Below are 16,321 nucleotides of genomic sequence, written 5' to 3' on the forward strand. Positions count from 1 at the left end.
AGCACGAGAAGCCCGAGGGCGGTGTGCACACCGGTGGTGGTGCGCTGGCCGGCATCACGGCGGACGACTGGCAGAAGGACAAGGAGTCCGAGTCCGGCCACACGACGGGCGAGAGCGAGAAGTCGGGTTCCTGGGAGCACAAGAAGCCTGAGGGCGGAGTGCACACCGGTGGTGGCGCGATGGCCCTGTCCGGCAGCGGTCTGGCCGCCGGCTCGGTGCTGATGCTCGGCGGCCTCGGTGCCGCCGCGTACAAGATGCGCCGCCGCAACGCCTCGGGTGCCGCGGCCGTCTGACAGGGCCCACACCACTGAACGAAATCTGTCGTGGCCGCCGCCCTCCCCGGGCGGTGGCCGCGCCGATTTTTTTCCCGGTCCTCGCACCTCAGCCTCTTCCCTCACGCGAAAGGAAGCACGCGCATGGCCGCCCAGCAGCCGTCCGACTCAGACCCCGCCTCCCCTGCCCTCGGCCGCTCCCTGCTGTGGCCCGCCGCCGCGGTGGGACTCGGCTTCCTCCTCGTCTACAACTCGATCGACGCCTCCGCGGGGGTCCCGCCGCCCGTCGCCGCCGTGGCTTCCGCCCCCGCCCCCGCCGTCACCGCTCCGGCGCTGCCCTCACCGTCGCCCACGCCCGAGCCGTCGGCTTCCGCGCCCGCCGTCGGCCACGGACTGCCCCGGTCCGAACCCGAGCGGATCAGGATCAAGAAGATCGCGGTCGACGCCCCCTTCACACCGCTTGCCATCGGCCCGTCGGGCCGGCTGGACGCGCCGCCCGCGAACGACATGAATCTGGCCGGCTGGTTCAAGGACGGGGCCACCCCCGGCGAGCGCGGCACCTCCGTCGTCGCCGGTCACGTCGACACCAAGACGGGCCCGGCCGTGTTCCTGCTGCTGAGCACGCTCAAGGCGGGCAACAAGGTGAGCATTACGCGGGAGGACGGCATCGACACCGTCTTCCAGGTGGATTCGGTCGAGACCTTCAGCAAGGCGGACTTCCCGAACGACCGGGTGTACGCCGACAACGGCACGGCCCAGCTGCGGCTGATCACCTGCGGCGGCGAGTTCGACAAGAAGGAGAAGGACTACAAGGACAACGTGGTGGTGTTCGCCCACCTGGTGGGCGCCAGGAACTCGTGACGGGCGCCAGTGGGCTTGACCTTGACGCGAAGGTGAGGGTTGAGCGTCTGCGTGCCGCCGACCGGCCGGCCGGCGGCACGGTACGCAGACGGGGAGCCCCGCATGACCGTTCGCCCGACCCTGCCGCGGCCGGGGCCCGGCGAGGTGCTGGTGCGCAACACGCACTTCCGGGCTTTCCCCGCCTTGCGTACGGTCATCGGCGGGGGAGCGGAGGGTGCGCCCTTCCCCGGTGTGAGCCCCGGTGGCCCCCTGTTCGGTGCGGCCGTCGCTGAGGTCGTGGCCGCTCCGGGCCCCGGCGGACCACCGGTCGGCGCACAGGTGTCGCACCACCTCGGCCGGCGTGAGTACGCGTTGGTCCCCGCCGCCGGATGCACCTCGTTCGACGGGGAACTGCCCGACCCCGTCGCCTACCTGTCCCAGGGCGCCCTGGCGCCTGGACCTCCCGGAGTGCTCGGGGTTCGGCGAAGGAAGCGTGGAGGGCGACGGCGTCGCGGCACGGCGGCTGGCCGTGCTCGACGCGGAGACCGAGCGGCTGACCCGGCTGCGTGAGCGGCTCGCGGCCGGAGTCGCCGGACGCACGCGGGTCTCTGAAGCCGGGAGACCGGCGGTCTCCCGAAGCCGGGCGACCGCCGGTCTCCCGGGACCGGGGCAGGGCAGGGGCCGTCGCCGCGTACGGTTCAGCCGGTGCGCAGGCCATGTCCCTCCGCCGTGGCGACCTGGTGCAGGGTCCGGCCGGTGCGGGCCGAGCGCGCGTGGTAGGGATCCGGGCTTCCCGGCCTGTCGTGGACGGCCTGCCGGTCGTTGGCCTTGATCAGCAGCCACGCCTCGGGCGCCCGCGAGTCGCCCCCGTCGCCCACCTGGAAGCGGGTGAGGGTGAATTCGCCGTGCAGCTTCGCCCCGTCGAGCCAGAAGGTCGCGTGCCCGCGCTCCAGGGACGCGGCGAAGGGGACGGGCGCGCCCCCGGGGTCGTGGCTGAGCGGCCGGTAGGTCCCCTGGTCCCAGACGATGACGGTGCCGCTGCCCTGTTCGTCCCGCGGGATGACGCCTTCGAACTCGCGGTACTCCAGCGGATGGTCCTCGGTCGGCACGGCCAGCCGCTTGTCACGCGGATTGTCCGAGGGGCCGCGAGGCACGGCCCAGGACCTGAGTACGCCGTCGACCTCCAGCCGGAAGTCGAAGTGCATCCGCCGGGCGTCATGGATCTGCACCACGAAACGCCGTCCGCCGTCGCTGTTCACGGCTGACTCCTTCCGCCGGGATGCGGCCGGACCCTGTCCACCCATCGGCCGTCCCGGTGGGACCCGCACGGTCCGAACCCGTACCTCCACTGTGCCGCCGCCGGCCGTGCCGCGCACGACGGCGGCCTCGCGACCCCCACCGCGTGGCCGCCGTCGTGCGCGGCACGGACCCTGTGCCGGTGGAGTACCGCGTCGGCCTCGGCGCCCGACCGGCGCGACCACGTGCCGCACGACCGGCGGACGGGCACTCCCGCTGTCCGTGCCGGTCCCGCGTACCGACGTAGCATGATCCGTATGGAGCAGCGGACACTAGGCAGGACCGGCCGTGACGTATCGGTCGTGGGACAGGGCACTTGGCAGCTGGGCGGGGACTGGGGCGAGGTGCGGGAGGCCGACGCCTTCGGCGTCCTGGACGCCGCAGTGGAATCGGGAGTCACCTTCTTCGACACCGCGGACGTCTACGGGGACGGCCGCAGCGAACAGCTCATCGGCCGTTATCTCAAGGACCGGCCGGACGCGGACATCCTCGTCGCCACCAAGATGGGCAGGCGCGCCGACCAAGTCCCCGAGAACTACGTCCTGGACAACTTCCGCGCGTGGAACGACCGCTCGCGCGCCAACCTCGGCGTCGACACGCTCGACCTCGTCCAGTTGCACTGCCCGCCGACGAGCGTCTACTCCTCGGACGCGGTCTACGACGCCCTGGACACGCTTGTCGCCGAACAGCGGATCGCCGCCTACGCGGTGAGCGTCGAGACGTGTGCGGAGGCGCTCACGGCCATCGCCAGGCCCGGTGTCGCCAGTGTCCAGATCATCCTCAACCCGTTCCGGCTGAAGCCGCTGGACGAGGTCCTCCCGGCGGCCGAGGCGGCAGGGGTGGGCATCATCGCGCGGGTTCCGCTCGCCTCCGGGCTGCTGTCCGGGAAGTACACCGCGGACACCGTCTTCGCCCCCGAGGACCACCGCACGTACAACCGCCACGGCGAGGCGTTCGACCAGGGCGAGACCTTCTCCGGCGTCGACTACGCGACCGGCGTGGCCGCCGCCGCGGAGTTCGCAGGCTTCGTCCCCGAGGGCGCCACCCCGGCACAGACCGCGCTGCGCTGGATCATCCAGCAGCCGGGTGTCACGAGCGTCATCCCCGGCGCGCGGTCCGTGGAACAGGCCCGGGCCAACGCGGCGGCCGCCGCACTCCCGGCGCTGCCGCACAAGACGCTGGACGCGGTGCACGACCTGTACGACCGCCGCATCCGCGCGGAGGTCCACACACGCTGGTGACCGGCGGGACTCAGTCGTCCTCGTCGTCGCTGTCGCCGTCCTGCGGGGGAGCGTCCCCGGCAGGGTCGGCGGGACCCTCGGACCCGGGCGATTCGACCACGGCCGTCGGGGTGGTGTCCGGGTCCGGGGTGTCCGCCGCACCGGAGTCCGGCGCGAACAGGACCGTACCCAGATACACCGCCGCCACGAACGCGACCGCACCGGCGACGGCGCTCGCCACCCGGGGCCGACGGCGGATCGCCTCACTCGTCCTCATCCGGCGGGTGGCCGCCGACCGCGCGGCCCGGGGCGCCGGAGCGGCCCGTCTGCGCCCGGTGGCCTGCGGGAGCCGGTACGTCGAAACGCCCCCGGCGGTCGGTGCCCCGGCGGCGGACGGTGGGCGCGCGGCCGGAACGGCGGTCACCGGGCCGGCGGGAACGTGGCGCGGCAGCGGTTCCGCACGCCCGCGCCAGGCATCGGTGCGGAACCAGTCGGAGACCTGCTGCGCGCTCGGCCGGTCCTCCGGCTTCTTCGCGAGCAGACCCATCAGATACGAATCGAAGGCGGGGGAGACTTCGACCCCCCGCTGTCTCACCGGCACCGGGGGAGTGTCCACGTGCTGGTAGAGCGTGGCGGTCGCCGTGTCCGAGCGGAACGGCGGCTGGCCGACCAGGAGCTGGTAGACGACGCAGCCGAGGGAGTACATGTCCGACGCGGAGTCGGCCGTGCGGCCCAACGCCCGCTCCGGAGCCAGATACAGGCTCGTGCCGACGATGTGTCCCGCCGTGGTCAGCGCCGTCGAGGGGTCGTCGACGAACTGGGCGATGCCGAAGTCCCCGATCTTCACGGACCCTTCGGCATCCAGCATCAGGTTTCCGGGCTTGATGTCACGGTGCACGATGCCCTGCCGGTGTGCCGCCGCCAGACCGGCGGCCGCCTGGCCGGCGATCAGGGCCACCTGCTCGGGATGCACCTTCTCCTGAGCCGCCAGCAGATCCCCGAGGCTCTGGCCCTCCACCAGCTCCATCACCAGGAAGAAGCGGTCCTCCCACGAGCCGAAGTCGAACACGGCCACCAGATGAGGGTGACTCAAACGCGCCGCGGTCTGCGCCTCCAGGCGGAACCTCGCAGTCGACGAGGCGTCGGCCTGGTCCCCCAGCAGCAGCTTCACCGCCACTGCCCGGCCCAGCACTTCGTCCGTGGCGCGCCACACCTCACCCATGCCGCCACGGCCGATGGGGGATATCAACCGGTACCGTCCAGCTACCAGCACCTGTGCACACCAATCTCGAACTGTGGCCCGCTCCGACTGCCGCGGCGGTGACCTCATCCGGCTGATCGGCTCGGTACGGTGCGTAGGCGCGCGGCATGATCAGGATATCCGTCCGCCGGACCTCCGCGAGCCCGGCCGGCCGCCGTCCCGCTGAATCAGGCCAATCCGACTGCCCGGTCGGCCCGCACTCAACCCTCGGCGAGCCACTCCAGCACGGCAGCGGCCTCGAACTCGGCCTGTCCGCCGGGGAAGAGCAGCTCCGCCTGCCCGAACACCGCCTCGTGCGCGCGCTTTTCGGAACCCGTGGCGCCCGTGGCGCCCGTGGCGTACGGGATCGCGATACAGCGCATCCCGGCCGCGTGCGCCGCCCGGACGCCCGGGGCGGCGTCCTCCAGCACCAGGCAGGCCGCCGGTTCGGCGCCGAGCCGCCGGGCGGCCTCCAGGAACACATCGGGCTCCGGCTTCCCGTGCGGCACCTCCTCGGCCGACACGTACAGCGGGAGGTACTCGTCCAGTCCGGTGACCGCGAGGGTGGCCTCGATCGCCGCCCGGGAGGAGCCCGAGGCCACCGCCATCGGGACACCCTCCTCGTGCAGCCGCTCCACGAGGAGGCGCATCTCCGGGAAGACCTTCGTGCAAGTACCGGCAAGCTCCAGGTACAGGGCGTTCTTTCCGGCCAGCAGTTCGTCGACCGGTGCCTCGATCCCGTACTCCTCCCGCAGGACGGTGAGGGTCTCGCGGGTGCCGATCCCGATGAAGCGGGCGTGGTCGTCCCAGTCGAAGTCAGCCACGCCGTACCGGGCGAGGAGCCGGCGTCCCGCCTCGTAGTAGTTCGGCTCGCTGTCGACGAGGGTGCCGTCGAGATCGAGGAGGACACACGGGGCCGGGACGGGCAGGGGACTCATACGGCCCAGGATGCCGGACGGGGGTCAGCCGGTGCCGCCCGCCGTCCGCCCCACCGCTGCGACCAGCGGCAGTACCCGGTGCGCCACCCGCTCGCGCAGGGCGACCTCGGTCCGTGTCCTGACCACGCCGGGGAGCTGGATCAGCTGCTGGATCACGTCCTCCAGATGCCCGTTGTCGCGGGCCACGACCCGGGTCAGGAGGTCCCCGCCCCCGGTCGTCGAGAACGCCTCGATGATCTCCGGGACGGCCGCGAGGGCGTCCCCCACCTCGTCCAGATGCCCCTGGGTGACCTCCAGGTGCACGAATGCGAGCACCGGGTGACCGAGGGCCGCGGGGGACACGGCCGGGCCCGTGCCGGTGATCACGCCGTCCCGTTCGAGGCGGTCCAGACGGGCCTGGAGGGTGCCGCGCGCCACGCCCAGGATGCGCGCGTACTCGCGGACACTGGTGCGCGGCTGCTCGATGAGCAGGCGCAGGATGCGGGTGTCGAGGGCGTCCACGGCCATGTCCGGCTGTTCCTTCCGGCTCGGTGATCGGTCGGCCGACTGTACCCATGGCACAGCCCGGGACCGGCCACGGGCGCCATCGGCCCCGAAGCGGCGCAGCGGCCGCCGACCCCCTCGCACGGCTCTCTCCGTCGACGGGTCCGATGGCCTACTCCTGGTGCAGTGAAACGGTCATTCGATGCACCAATGGTCCAGTTGATTCGCATCGATTTGAGCCACGGGGTTCCGGGATGCTCTGATGGACCTGTCGATGGCGCTGCGGATCCCCGTGGCGCCTTTTTCATGCCGGTACGCAGGGGCCGGGGTGCGGAAGGGGGACCATGTGGTGCTGAAGAGGATGTTCGTCGCGCCGGATCCGGGGAGGCTCCGGCTGCGCGGCGCCCTTCGGGCCGTTCTCGGCATCGGGCTGGCGGTCACCGCCTGCGGCTTCGCCGGGCTCTCGCTCGTCGCGGCCGTCACCGGCGGCCTCGCGGCGCTGCTGGCCCTGTTCACGGTGACCGACACCACCGTGCGCGGGCAGCTGGTCACCACCGCGCTGCTGCCCGTGGCGGGGCTGCCGGTGCTCGCCCTCGCGGCGGGGCTGCACGCCCATCCGGTGGCGCGCGACGTGGCGTTCCTCGCGGTCATGGGCGCGGGCGTCTACGCCCGGCGCTGGGGGCCGCGCGGACACTCGCTCGGCGTGTTCGCCTTCATGGCCTTCTTCATCACCCAGTTCCTCCACACACTCCCCGGGCAGCTGCCCGAGCTGTACTCGGCCGTCGGGCTCTCCCTGCTGGCCTCCTCGGCCGTCCGCTTCGGCCTGTGGTGCTACGAGCGGCGGATGCCCGCCGCCACCGTGCTCGCCCCCGTGGCCGGCCGCGGGTTCGCCCGCGCGACCACGCGCCAGGCGGTCCAGGCGACCGTGGGCGGAACCCTCGCGCTCCTGGCGGGCCAGCTTCTCTCCGAGGAACGCTGGTACTGGGCGGTGGGCGCCACCTGGTGGGTGTTCGTGAACACCACGTCGCGGGGCGAGACGCTGGTGCGCGGATTCCGCCGGGTGCTGGGCACGCTGATCGGCGTACCCGTCGGCCTGGTCGCCGTCGTGCCGCTGCACGGGGCCGCCGCGCCCACCGCCGTCCTGGTGGCGGCCGGTGTCTTCGGAATCTTCTACGCCGCCGCGGTCTCGTACACCTGGATGATGTTCTCGGTGACGGTCATGGCCGGGGCGCTCTACGGGCTGCTCGGCGTGCTGGACCCCGCGCTGCTCGCACTGCGCGTCGTGGAGACCGGCGTCGGGGCGCTCGGCGCGACGGTGGCGGTGCTCCTCGTACTGCCGGTCACCACACACGCCACCACCGACGCCTGGATCCAGCGCGCCCTGCGCTGCGTGCACGCCTGCACGGCGGAGGCCGCCGCGCGGCTCGCGGGCTCGCCGACCGCCGACCCGGCCCCGGGCGTCGCCGAGCTGGAGGCGCTCCTCGGGCGGGTGCGGCTGTCGCTCGGCCCCCTCGTCCATCCGCTGAGCCCGCTGCGCGCCCGTAAGGCACGGGCCGGGCAGGTGCTCGTGCTTCTCGACGTGTGCGCGCGTGAGGTGCGGGGCCTGGCATCCGTCGCGGCTGACCCCGAGGCGTCCCACGACGCCCGGCTGGCCGCCGCCTGCTGGCGCGTCGAAGCCTCGGTGGAGGCGCTCACGACACCGGTGCGCAAGCGCCGCGAACCGTCCGTCGTCGCAGGGGTCCTGCCGCCCGCCGGTGTCGTCGAACCCGCACTCGCCCATCTGCACAGCCTGGAGAGGGCACTCGCCGAGCTCGCCGCGCCGCTGCACAGTTCCCCGCGCGCCCCGCTGATCGGTGCCTGAGCCGACCGCCCACACACCGCCATATTGGTCTGGACCAGAGAAGGCTGCCTGCTACCGTCGGCCGGGAAGATCGCGGCAGACGTGAAGAGGGGTAGCGGGATGAGCAGCAGCAGTGCCGGGCGGGCCCGACGGGCATTCATAGGGTCGTTCACCTCGGCGGGAGGACGGGGGATCACCGCCGTCGCCGTCGACGCGGACACCGGGGCGCTGGCCGTCCTCGCGGACACGGCCGCCGTCCCGGACCCGTCCTTCCTCGCGGTCGGCACCGCCCCCGGGACGGGCGCCACCGTGCTGTACGCGGTCAGCGAGACCCCAGAGGGGGGTGCCGCCGCACTCGCCGTCGACGACGGCCCGCCACGCCTGATCGGCGAGGTGCGGGCCGTGGCCGGGGACAGCCCGACCCACCTGGCCCTGGCCGCCGGACACCTGCTCACCGCCAACTACGGCTCGGGCGGCGTCACCGCGCTGCCCGTGCGGGACGACGGCGGGCTCGGCCCGGTGGCCTCCGTGCTGAGGCACGAGGGAAGCGGCCCCGACTCGGGCCGCCAGGCGTCGCCGCACGCGCACCAGGTGCTCGCCGACCCCTCGGGGAAGTGGGTGCTGAGCGTGGACCTCGGCACCGACTCCGTACGCGTCTGCGCCCTCGACGAGGGCACCGGGACGCTACGGCTCCACGCGGAGACGGCCCTGCGCCCGGGCACCGGTCCACGTCATCTGGCCTTTCACCCGTCCGGGGGACACGTCTACGTTCTGAACGAGCTGGAACCGACCGTCACGGTGTGCCGCTGGAACGCGGCCGACGGCTCCCTCGACCCGGTGGGCGAGGTGCCGGTGCTGCCCGACGGCGCGGACGCGGGGGACGGGGCGCGCACCTACCCGTCCGAGCTGGCGGTCTCCCACGACGGACGGTTCCTGTGGACCGCCAATCGCGGACACGACAGCATCTCCGTGCTCACCCTCGACGACACGGCCGAGAAGCCGGTCCTGGCCGCGGCCGTGGGCTGCGGCGGGCGCTGGCCCCGCGACCTCACCCTGGACCCCACGGGCCGGTGGCTGTACGTCGCCAACGAGCACAGCGGCGACGTCAGCTGGTTCGCCGTCGACGCGGAGACGGGAATTCCGGCCCACGCGGGCTCCGTCGAGGCCCCCGCGGCCTCCTGCGTGGTCTTCGTCTGACGGCCCGCTCGCGGTCCCCGGGGCATGGGCGCCGGCGGGCGTCGTCCCGGGACCCGCGGGGCACCGGCGGTACGGACCGGGGAACAGACATCAGGCGGCACGGACCGGGGAGCCGGTCCGTGCCGCCTGTTCCGGCAGGGCTCCGGCTCGCGGACCGCAGCCGCCCGACCGGGCGAGGTCCGGGCACGGCTCAGTGCACCTGGGCCCCCTGCGGCGTCGCCGGGGTGATCCCGAGCGTCGTCGCGTACAGCGAGAGCACCAGCTTGCCGATCGCGGGGTACGCGCCGAGCGGCTCGGCGGTCGCACAGCCCGCCTCCTTCGCGGCGGCGTCCAGCAGCCCGGCGTCGATCTCCGGACCCACCAGGTACGGCGCGAGCGCGAGCTGCGCGGAACCGGAGCCCTGCAGCTGCTCGGCGACCGCGGCGACCGAACCCTCCACGTCCAGGGCGGCGGCAATCACCGGCACGGCGAGGCGCGCGGCCAGCAGCATCCCGGTGATCCCGGCGGCCCGCACGGCCTCCTCGCCGCCCACCGTGGCCAGCACGATGCCGTCGGCAGCGGTCGCCACGGTGAACAGCCTGGCGCGGTCGGCGCGCGCCAGCCCGGCCTCCGAGAGACGTACGTGCAGCGCCTCGGCGAGCAGCGGGTGCGGACCGAGCACATCGGTCAGGTCGGCCTGCGTACCGCTGTCCATCACGGCCTGCCGTATGCGCCGGATGTTGGCGCTGTCCGGCCCCGCGAGCAGCGGCACCACGACTGCGGACGGCCCCCCGGGCGCGGGGACCTCGCGGCCCGCGGCCGTGGCCTGGTCGTAGCGCGCGGTGCGCTCGACGGCGGCATGGGCGAGTACCGAGGCGAGCGTCGGGTACTCGGCGTCGTCACCGTCGAGGTAGCCGATCCGCGCGTTCAGACCGGGAAGCTCGGAACGGGCGATGCTGATCACTTCCTCGGCCAGGCCGCGCGTGGCCGAGGAGGGAATACCGGGAACGGCGAGAACGAGCGCGGCAGCGCCCTCAGGTGCGACCACGGGCTCCGGGCGGCGGTGCCGTCCGGACTGGCGAGGTCGCGGCATTCGTACAGGCAGGCCGGAAGCGGGCCCAGTGGGGGTGCTCATGGCGCCGCATGCTACTGGTTTTGGGTGCCCCTCCGTTCGGGGAGGGGGCGGTCGGGCGTTATCTGTCCGTTTATGTCTGTTGAGCGGCATACCAGTGGACTGCCCTGCTCTGTCCGGCCGGTTGTCCGCTCGAATTCTCTACGTTACGCCTGGTACGAACAGGAGTGTCGGGTGGGCCGGCAGGCGCAGCTCCGACCGGGCGAGCGCGCCGGCGATCTCCAGTGAGCCCCGCAGCGGATCACCTGCCGCCGGGACGACGCGCGCGTGGGGAATCTGCCACGCCAGTTCCTCACCGAGCGGCCCGAGAAGCGGGTCACCCATCCTGAAGAGGCCACCGGTCAGGGCGACTTCGCACAATTCCCCGCCGGGTTCCGCAGGCCGGGGGCACACCGCCGCCGCCGCTTCGGCGATGTGGGCGGCGGCCTCCCGCAGGATCTCCGCCGCGACCTCGTCGACGGCGGCGCAGGCGGCGACCTCGGGGGCGAACGAGGCGAGGAGCGCGGGACGGTCCGTACGCGGGTAGAGCAGGCCGGGAAGACCCGGGGCGGGCCCGAAGACCGCCCGGAGCCGGGCCAGCAGCGCGTCGGAACCTCCGCGCCGGCCGTCGTGGGCACGCATCGCCGCGTCGAGCCCGGCACGGCCGATCCAGGCGCCGCCGCCGCTGTCGCCCAGCAGATGGCCCCAGCCGTCGGCCCTGCGCCACGTCGTGAGGTCGGTGCCGAGCGCGATCATGCCGGTGCCGCCGGCGACGACCGCCCCGGGCCGCTGCCCGAGCGCTCCGGCGTACGCGGTCACGGCGTCGGCCGCCAGTGCCACCTGGCGTACGCCCAGCGCGTCCGCGAGCGCGGCGGGCAGCCGGGCACGCAGCTGTTCGCCGAGCGTCGCCATTCCCGCGGCCCCGACCACCGCTGCGGTGATCGCGGTGCCCGGCCCGGCCTCCGCCAGCAACCGCCGGGCCACCGGGATCAGCTGCTCCAGCAGATGCCCGGCGTCGATGCCCTCCACCCCCGTACGCACCGGTTCCGCGCAGACCGCTGTGGACACCGGCTGCCGCCCGTCGGCCGGGCCGAGCGCCACCCGCAGCCCGGAACCGCCCGAGTCCACCCCGAGGACGAACGCGCCCCGCGCCGCGGTGGTCACGAGGGCCGCCCGGGGGAGGGGCACGGGGTGATTCCGGGAGCACGCCCCGGACGCGGCCCGCTGCCGGACGTCTTCCTGCGTGACCTCATGAACCGCTCCGGAGGGAAAGGGGCTGTGGCGACGACCGGCACCCTACCCCCGGCCAGGGCCCCGGCGGGACCCTCATGATCGACCGGGTCCGTGTGGGCCGGTAGAGTGACGGGCTGTGGCAGCACGACCGTTGAGTGAACTAGTTGAGCCCGGCTGGGCCGAGGCACTTGCCCCCGTGGCCGGACGCGTCGCGGCGATGGGGGACTTCCTCCGCGCCGAGATCGCGGCCGGCCGTACCTATCTGCCCGCGGGGCAACACGTCCTGCGTGCTTTTCAGCAGCCGTTCGACGACGTACGGGTCCTGATCGTCGGTCAGGACCCTTACCCCACACCGGGTATGGCCATCGGCCTGAGCTTCGCGGTGGCGCCCGACGTGCGGCGGCTGCCCGGCAGCCTGGAGAACATCTTCCGTGAGCTGCACAGCGATCTCGATCTTCCGAGGCCCTCCAACGGAGACCTGACGCCGTGGACGAAGCAGGGGGTCCTCCTGCTCAACCGGGCGCTGACCACCGCCCCGGGCAAGCCCGCCGCCCACCGCGGCAAGGGCTGGGAAGAGGTGACCGAGCAGGCCATCCGCGCGCTCGCCGCCCGGGGCAAGCCGCTGGTATCCGTGCTGTGGGGGCGCGACGCGCGCGACGTACGCCCGCTGCTCGGCGACCTGCCCGCGGTCGAGTCCGCCCATCCCTCGCCCATGTCGGCGGACCGCGGATTCTTCGGATCGAAGCCCTTCAGCCGCACCAACGACTTCCTGGTGCGCGCGGGCGAACAACCGGTGGACTGGCGTCTGCCGTAGACGCCGACAGGCCCGCGGGGCCATGCGCAGGGGCCCGGTGTGGGTGGCCTTCGAGGTCCGGCGTCGTTCTGCCGCCGACGACGGATGCGGCTTCGGACCGGTTATCACGCATATCCCCTCGATTCCCGGGCACGAGACCCTGTGACCCGAGCTCCCGCAGGTCACCCCCACCTGCGTGAGCCCCCTCGGCCCCGTCGGCATCCCCCCGCCGACGGGGCCGAATCATGGTCCGGGCCAGGGCCCCCGCAGGCGTACGCCTCCTCCGGTCGTGTGACCCCGCCCGGAGGGTTGCGCGCCTCCCGGCCCCCGTGCTGTTACGGTCCCCACTCCACCGGGCCGGCAGGCTGTACCCCGGGCCGCGGCAGCACGGCGAAGGAGCGGGTTCCATGCGTGTCCTCCTGGTCGGAGCGGGGGGTGTGGGCACGGCGATCACCAGGATCGCGGCCCGCCGGCCCTTCCTCTCGCACATGACGGTCGCCGACCACGACCGTGGACGGGCGGAAGCCGCCGTCGCGGCCCTCGGGGAGCGGAGGGACCGGTTCAGTGCCGTCCGGCTGGACGCCGGGGACCGGGCGGCGGTGCGCGCCGCCCTCGACGAACACCGCTGCGACGTCCTGCTCAACGCCACCGACCCCCGCTTCGTGCTGCCCCTGTTCGAGGCGGCTCTCGCGCACGGCGCGCACTACCTCGACATGGCCATGTCGCTGTCCCGGCCGCATCCGACCCGCCCGTACGAGGAATGCGGGGTCAAGCTCGGGGACGCGCAGTTCGAACGGGCCTGTGAATGGGAGGCCGCGGGCCGTCTCGCACTGGTCGGGATGGGGGTGGAACCCGGGCTCTCGGACGTGTTCGCCCGATACGCCGCCGACGAGCTCTTCGACGAGATCGAGGAGATCGGGATCCGCGACGGCGCCGACCTGACGGTGGAGGGTTACGACTTCGCGCCCTCCTTCAGCATCTGGACGACCATCGAGGAGTGCCTCAACCCACCGGTGGTGTACGAGGAGGGGCGGGGCTGGTTCACCACGGCCCCCTTCAGCGAACCGGAGGTCTTCGACTTCCCCGAGGGCATCGGGCCCGTGGAGTGCGTCAACGTCGAACACGAGGAGGTCCTCCTCGTGCCGCGGTGGCTGAAGGCCCGCCGGGTCACGTTCAAGTACGGCCTGGGCGACGAGTTCATCGCGGTGCTGCGGACACTCCACAAGCTCGGCCTCGACCGCACGGACCCCGTCCCCGTGCGGAGCGACCTGGGCGTCGCAGCGGTCTCGCCCCGCGACATGGTGGCCGCCTGTCTGCCCGACCCGGCGGGGCTCGGTGAGAGGATGCGCGGCAGGACCTGCGCGGGCACCTGGGTGAAGGGCGTCAAGGACGGCCGCCCCAGGGAGATCTACCTCTACCACGTGGTCGACAACCAGTGGTCGATGCGCGAGTACGGCTCCCAGGCCGTCGTCTGGCAGACCGCGATCAACCCCGTCGCCGCTCTCGAACTGCTCGCCGGAGGTGTCTGGGGCGGCAGCGGGGTGCTCGGACCGGAGGCCATGCCGCCGCGGCCGTTCCTCGATCTGCTCACCGAGTACGGCGCGCCCTGGGGGATGCGCGAGCAGTGAGGCGACCCCGGCGGTCCGCCGGATGACGCGTCGGCGGATGTGCGCACCCTCAGGCACGTCCCTAGCATGAGAACGAACTATTCCGCTTTCTCTTCAGCCCTGTGACCGGAGCGAGGGAGCATGGCAGAGGACCCCGCCGGACCCGCACAGCCCGCCGGACCCGTACGGCCCGCCGGACCCGTACGGCCCGTCGGATCCGTACGGCCCGTCGGCTTGAAGCCGAACGCGATCGGCTTCGTCGACGCACTGGTCATCGGACTGAACGCCACGTCCCCGGCCTACTCGGTGGCGGCCGTCATCGGCCCGATCGTGGCGCTCGTCGGTGTCTACGCACCGGGAGTGCTCTTCGCCTCCTTCGTGCCGATGCTCTTCATCGCATCGGCCTTCTACTACCTGAACAAGGTCGACCAGGACTGCGGGACGACCTTCTCCTGGGTGACCCGAGCGATGGGGCCGTGGACCGGGTGGCTCGGAGGCTGGGCCATCGCCATGACCGGTGTGCTCGTGGTGGGGTCACTCGCGGATGTCGCCGTCAGTTTCGGTCTGCTGGCCGTCGGCCTCGACAGCTGGGCCGAGAACACCTTCGTACGCCAACTGCTCACCGTGCTCCTGATCGTGGTGATGACCGGCCTGTGCGTCATCGGGACCGAACTGTCGGCCAAGGTGCAGAACGTCCTGATCCTGGCGCAGGTGGCCTTCCTGCTGGTCTTCGTGATCGTCGCGCTCTACCGCGTCTACGCGGGCACGACGTCGCTCGACTCCGTCAGACCGTCGGCCGAGTGGCTCAACCCCTTCGGCGCGGGTGGCGCCGGGCTCACGAGCGGTCTGCTGCTCGGCGTCTTCATCTACTGGGGCTGGGAATCGGCCGTCAACCTCACCGAGGAGGTCGAGGACTCCGCCACCGCACCCGGGAAGGCGGGCGTCTGGTCGACCGTCATCCTGCTGGTGACCTATCTGTCCGTCGGCTTCGCGGTCGTCGCGTTCGCCGGAACGGCGTACCTGACCGAGAACGCCGAGGAGGAGGAGTTCATCTTCGCCCTCCTCGCCGACGAGGTCATGGGGGGCTGGGACTGGATCGTGCTGCTCGCGGTCGCGACCTCCGCCGTCGCCTCGACCCAGACCACCATCATTCCCGCGTCGCGCACCGCTCTGTCGATGGCCCGCCGGCACGCCCTGCCGACGCACTTCGCGCACATCAGCCCGCGGTTCCGGACCCCTGACGTGAGCACATGGTGGGTGGCCGCCATCGCCATCGGCTGGTACCTCGTCGTCAACCAGATCAGTGAGAACGCCCTCTTCGACTCACTGACGGCCCTGTCCCTGCTCATCGCCTTCTACTACGCGCTCACCGGCGTGGCATGCGCGGTCTACTACCGCCGCCATCTCACGGAGAGCGTGCGCAACCTCTTCCTCATCGGCCTCGGCCCGCTGATCGGATCCGGTCTGCTGACCTGGCTGCTCGTGCGGTCGGTCATCGACATGTCGGACCCGGCGAACTCCTACAGCGGAACCTCCTGGTTCGGGCTCGGCCCGCCGCTCGTCATCGGCATCTGCATCAGCCTGGTCGGTGTGGTGCTCATGGTGGTGCTGCGGTTCCGGTCGTCGGCCTTCTGGACCGAACGCCGCAGTGTGGTCGACCCCGATCTCGTGCACGGCAAGGAGTCCTGACATGTCCGTGGTCCTCGGGTACGACGAGTCACCCGGCGCCGCACGCGCGCTGCGGGCCGCGATCGAGGTGGCCGGGGCATTCGGCGAACAGCTCGTCCTGGTCTACGGAGCGGCGCCGCCCGGCCCTTCCGGGGAGGAGTACCGGGCCCACTACGATGCCATCCGCCAGGCCGGGCGGACAGGACTGCAACACGCGGTCGCCGCGGCCGAGGAAGCCGGCGTACCGGCGGTCGTCGAGGTCATCGACCGGAGTCCGGCGCAGGCACTGATCGAGGCCGCCGCACGGCACGGGGCGAGAGTCATCGTGGTGGGCAGCTGGGGCGAGAGCCCGATCCGCGGGGCGCTGCTCGGCTCGACCCCGCACAAGCTCCTGCACCTGTCGACCGTGCCGGTGCTCTGCGTGCCGACCGACGCGTGAGCCACCGGTGCCGGCCGCGGACGCGCCCGCCCGCGTGCCGACAGCCGAGGCCGCCGCGCCGGCTCACGTGCGGCCCGCCGCCGCGTCCGCCCGCGTGTTGATCGCCGCCGCGCGACGCCGGTGCCGTCGTCGCCGCGTACGGCCATGGCCGGACCGATGTCCCGG

At 72.8% G+C, this 16,321-nt stretch carries 15 protein-coding genes and 1 pseudogene; 10 read left to right on the top strand and 6 right to left on the bottom strand.

Going from position 1 to position 16,321, the window contains the following annotated elements:
• The 3 genes and pseudogenes from ACFWVP_RS20975 to ACFWVP_RS20985 all read left to right on the top strand — a co-directional run.
• A pseudogene (locus ACFWVP_RS20975) lies at positions 1–293 on the top strand (hypothetical protein); the annotation flags it as partial.
• Between the two features lie 123 nt (positions 294–416).
• On the top strand, positions 417–1,133 hold the full coding sequence (locus ACFWVP_RS20980; RefSeq protein WP_384498644.1) for a class F sortase: 717 nt from the start codon (positions 417–419) through the stop codon (positions 1,131–1,133).
• A gap of 102 nt (positions 1,134–1,235) precedes the next feature.
• Positions 1,236–1,682, top strand: coding sequence for a hypothetical protein (locus ACFWVP_RS20985; protein ID WP_384498645.1), 447 nt, complete (start codon positions 1,236–1,238; stop codon positions 1,680–1,682).
• A 128-nt stretch (positions 1,683–1,810) separates the two neighbouring features.
• On the opposite strand, the gene ACFWVP_RS20990 is transcribed toward ACFWVP_RS20985, so the two are convergent.
• Positions 1,811–2,416 (bottom strand): DNA polymerase ligase N-terminal domain-containing protein, encoded by a 606-nt coding sequence (locus tag ACFWVP_RS20990; protein ID WP_384498647.1) that lies wholly within the window; start codon positions 2,414–2,416, stop codon positions 1,811–1,813.
• Between the two features lie 240 nt (positions 2,417–2,656).
• Between ACFWVP_RS20990 and ACFWVP_RS20995 the strand changes: the two genes are divergently transcribed.
• A complete protein-coding gene (locus ACFWVP_RS20995; RefSeq protein WP_384498648.1) occupies positions 2,657–3,649 on the top strand; it encodes an aldo/keto reductase in 993 nt (330 codons plus the stop codon).
• Positions 3,650–3,659: 10 nt separating this feature from the next.
• Here the strand turns inward: ACFWVP_RS20995 and ACFWVP_RS21000 are convergent, their stop codons facing one another.
• The 3 genes from ACFWVP_RS21000 to ACFWVP_RS21010 form a co-directional block, all read right to left on the bottom strand.
• Positions 3,660–4,850, bottom strand: a complete 1,191-nt coding sequence (locus ACFWVP_RS21000) for a serine/threonine-protein kinase (RefSeq protein ID WP_384498828.1) — start codon at positions 4,848–4,850, stop codon at positions 3,660–3,662.
• A gap of 239 nt (positions 4,851–5,089) precedes the next feature.
• On the bottom strand, positions 5,090–5,806 hold the full coding sequence (locus ACFWVP_RS21005; protein ID WP_384498649.1) for an HAD family hydrolase: 717 nt from the start codon (positions 5,804–5,806) through the stop codon (positions 5,090–5,092).
• A 24-nt stretch (positions 5,807–5,830) separates the two neighbouring features.
• Positions 5,831–6,313: an Lrp/AsnC family transcriptional regulator gene (locus ACFWVP_RS21010; RefSeq protein ID WP_384498650.1), complete on the bottom strand. Its 483-nt coding sequence runs from the start codon at positions 6,311–6,313 to the stop codon at positions 5,831–5,833.
• Between the two features lie 325 nt (positions 6,314–6,638).
• Between ACFWVP_RS21010 and ACFWVP_RS21015 the strand changes: the two genes are divergently transcribed.
• Together ACFWVP_RS21015 and ACFWVP_RS21020 are read left to right on the top strand one after the other, a co-directional pair.
• Positions 6,639–8,150 carry an FUSC family protein gene (locus tag ACFWVP_RS21015; RefSeq protein ID WP_384498829.1) on the top strand — a complete coding sequence of 504 codons (1,512 nt, stop codon included), beginning with the start codon at positions 6,639–6,641 and terminating at the stop codon, positions 8,148–8,150.
• Between the two features lie 99 nt (positions 8,151–8,249).
• A complete protein-coding gene (locus ACFWVP_RS21020) occupies positions 8,250–9,326 on the top strand; it encodes a lactonase family protein (RefSeq protein WP_384498652.1) in 1,077 nt (358 codons plus the stop codon).
• A 190-nt stretch (positions 9,327–9,516) separates the two neighbouring features.
• Here ACFWVP_RS21020 and ACFWVP_RS21025 read toward each other — a convergent pair whose 3' ends face one another.
• Together ACFWVP_RS21025 and ACFWVP_RS21030 are read right to left on the bottom strand one after the other, a co-directional pair.
• On the bottom strand, positions 9,517–10,440 hold the full coding sequence (locus tag ACFWVP_RS21025) for a sirohydrochlorin chelatase (RefSeq protein WP_384498654.1): 924 nt from the start codon (positions 10,438–10,440) through the stop codon (positions 9,517–9,519).
• 138 nt (positions 10,441–10,578) lie between these two features.
• Positions 10,579–11,604, bottom strand: coding sequence for an N-acetylglucosamine kinase (locus ACFWVP_RS21030; protein WP_384498656.1), 1,026 nt, complete (start codon positions 11,602–11,604; stop codon positions 10,579–10,581).
• A 181-nt stretch (positions 11,605–11,785) separates the two neighbouring features.
• Between ACFWVP_RS21030 and ACFWVP_RS21035 the strand changes: the two genes are divergently transcribed.
• The 4 genes from ACFWVP_RS21035 to ACFWVP_RS21050 all read left to right on the top strand — a co-directional run bounded on the left by ACFWVP_RS21035 (position 11,786) and on the right by ACFWVP_RS21050 (position 16,156).
• Positions 11,786–12,463: a uracil-DNA glycosylase gene (locus ACFWVP_RS21035; RefSeq protein ID WP_384498658.1), complete on the top strand. Its 678-nt coding sequence runs from the start codon at positions 11,786–11,788 to the stop codon at positions 12,461–12,463.
• Between the two features lie 386 nt (positions 12,464–12,849).
• Positions 12,850–14,070 carry a saccharopine dehydrogenase family protein gene (locus ACFWVP_RS21040; protein WP_384498659.1) on the top strand — a complete coding sequence of 407 codons (1,221 nt, stop codon included), beginning with the start codon at positions 12,850–12,852 and terminating at the stop codon, positions 14,068–14,070.
• A 120-nt stretch (positions 14,071–14,190) separates the two neighbouring features.
• On the top strand, positions 14,191–15,738 hold the full coding sequence (locus ACFWVP_RS21045) for an APC family permease (RefSeq protein WP_384498661.1): 1,548 nt from the start codon (positions 14,191–14,193) through the stop codon (positions 15,736–15,738).
• A gap of 1 nt (position 15,739) precedes the next feature.
• Positions 15,740–16,156 (top strand): universal stress protein, encoded by a 417-nt coding sequence (locus ACFWVP_RS21050; protein WP_384498663.1) that lies wholly within the window; start codon positions 15,740–15,742, stop codon positions 16,154–16,156.
• Positions 16,157–16,321: the final 165 nt, after the last annotated feature.

The sequence above is a fragment of the Streptomyces sp. NPDC058637 genome, from assembly GCF_042717325.1.
GTDB lineage: Bacteria > Actinomycetota > Actinomycetes > Streptomycetales > Streptomycetaceae > Streptomyces.

Bases quoted from the DNA above. Each gene is read 5' to 3' on its own strand.
- ACFWVP_RS21040 (WP_384498659.1), top strand. From the start codon at position 12,850: ATGCGTGTCCTCCTGGTCGGAGCGGGGGGTGTGGGCACGGCGATCACC.
- ACFWVP_RS21005 (WP_384498649.1), bottom strand. From the start codon at position 5,806: ATGAGTCCCCTGCCCGTCCCGGCCCCGTGTGTCCTCCTCGATCTCGAC.
- ACFWVP_RS20995 (WP_384498648.1), top strand. From the start codon at position 2,657: ATGATCCGTATGGAGCAGCGGACACTAGGCAGGACCGGCCGTGACGTA.
- ACFWVP_RS21050 (WP_384498663.1), top strand. From the start codon at position 15,740: ATGTCCGTGGTCCTCGGGTACGACGAGTCACCCGGCGCCGCACGCGCG.
- ACFWVP_RS21010 (WP_384498650.1), bottom strand. From the start codon at position 6,313: ATGGCCGTGGACGCCCTCGACACCCGCATCCTGCGCCTGCTCATCGAG.
- ACFWVP_RS21045 (WP_384498661.1), top strand. From the start codon at position 14,191: ATGGCAGAGGACCCCGCCGGACCCGCACAGCCCGCCGGACCCGTACGG.
- ACFWVP_RS20985 (WP_384498645.1), top strand. From the start codon at position 1,236: ATGACCGTTCGCCCGACCCTGCCGCGGCCGGGGCCCGGCGAGGTGCTG.
- ACFWVP_RS21025 (WP_384498654.1), bottom strand. From the start codon at position 10,440: ATGAGCACCCCCACTGGGCCCGCTTCCGGCCTGCCTGTACGAATGCCG.
- ACFWVP_RS20990 (WP_384498647.1), bottom strand. From the start codon at position 2,416: ATGGGTGGACAGGGTCCGGCCGCATCCCGGCGGAAGGAGTCAGCCGTG.
- ACFWVP_RS21020 (WP_384498652.1), top strand. From the start codon at position 8,250: ATGAGCAGCAGCAGTGCCGGGCGGGCCCGACGGGCATTCATAGGGTCG.
- ACFWVP_RS20980 (WP_384498644.1), top strand. From the start codon at position 417: ATGGCCGCCCAGCAGCCGTCCGACTCAGACCCCGCCTCCCCTGCCCTC.
- ACFWVP_RS21000 (WP_384498828.1), bottom strand. From the start codon at position 4,850: ATGGGTGAGGTGTGGCGCGCCACGGACGAAGTGCTGGGCCGGGCAGTG.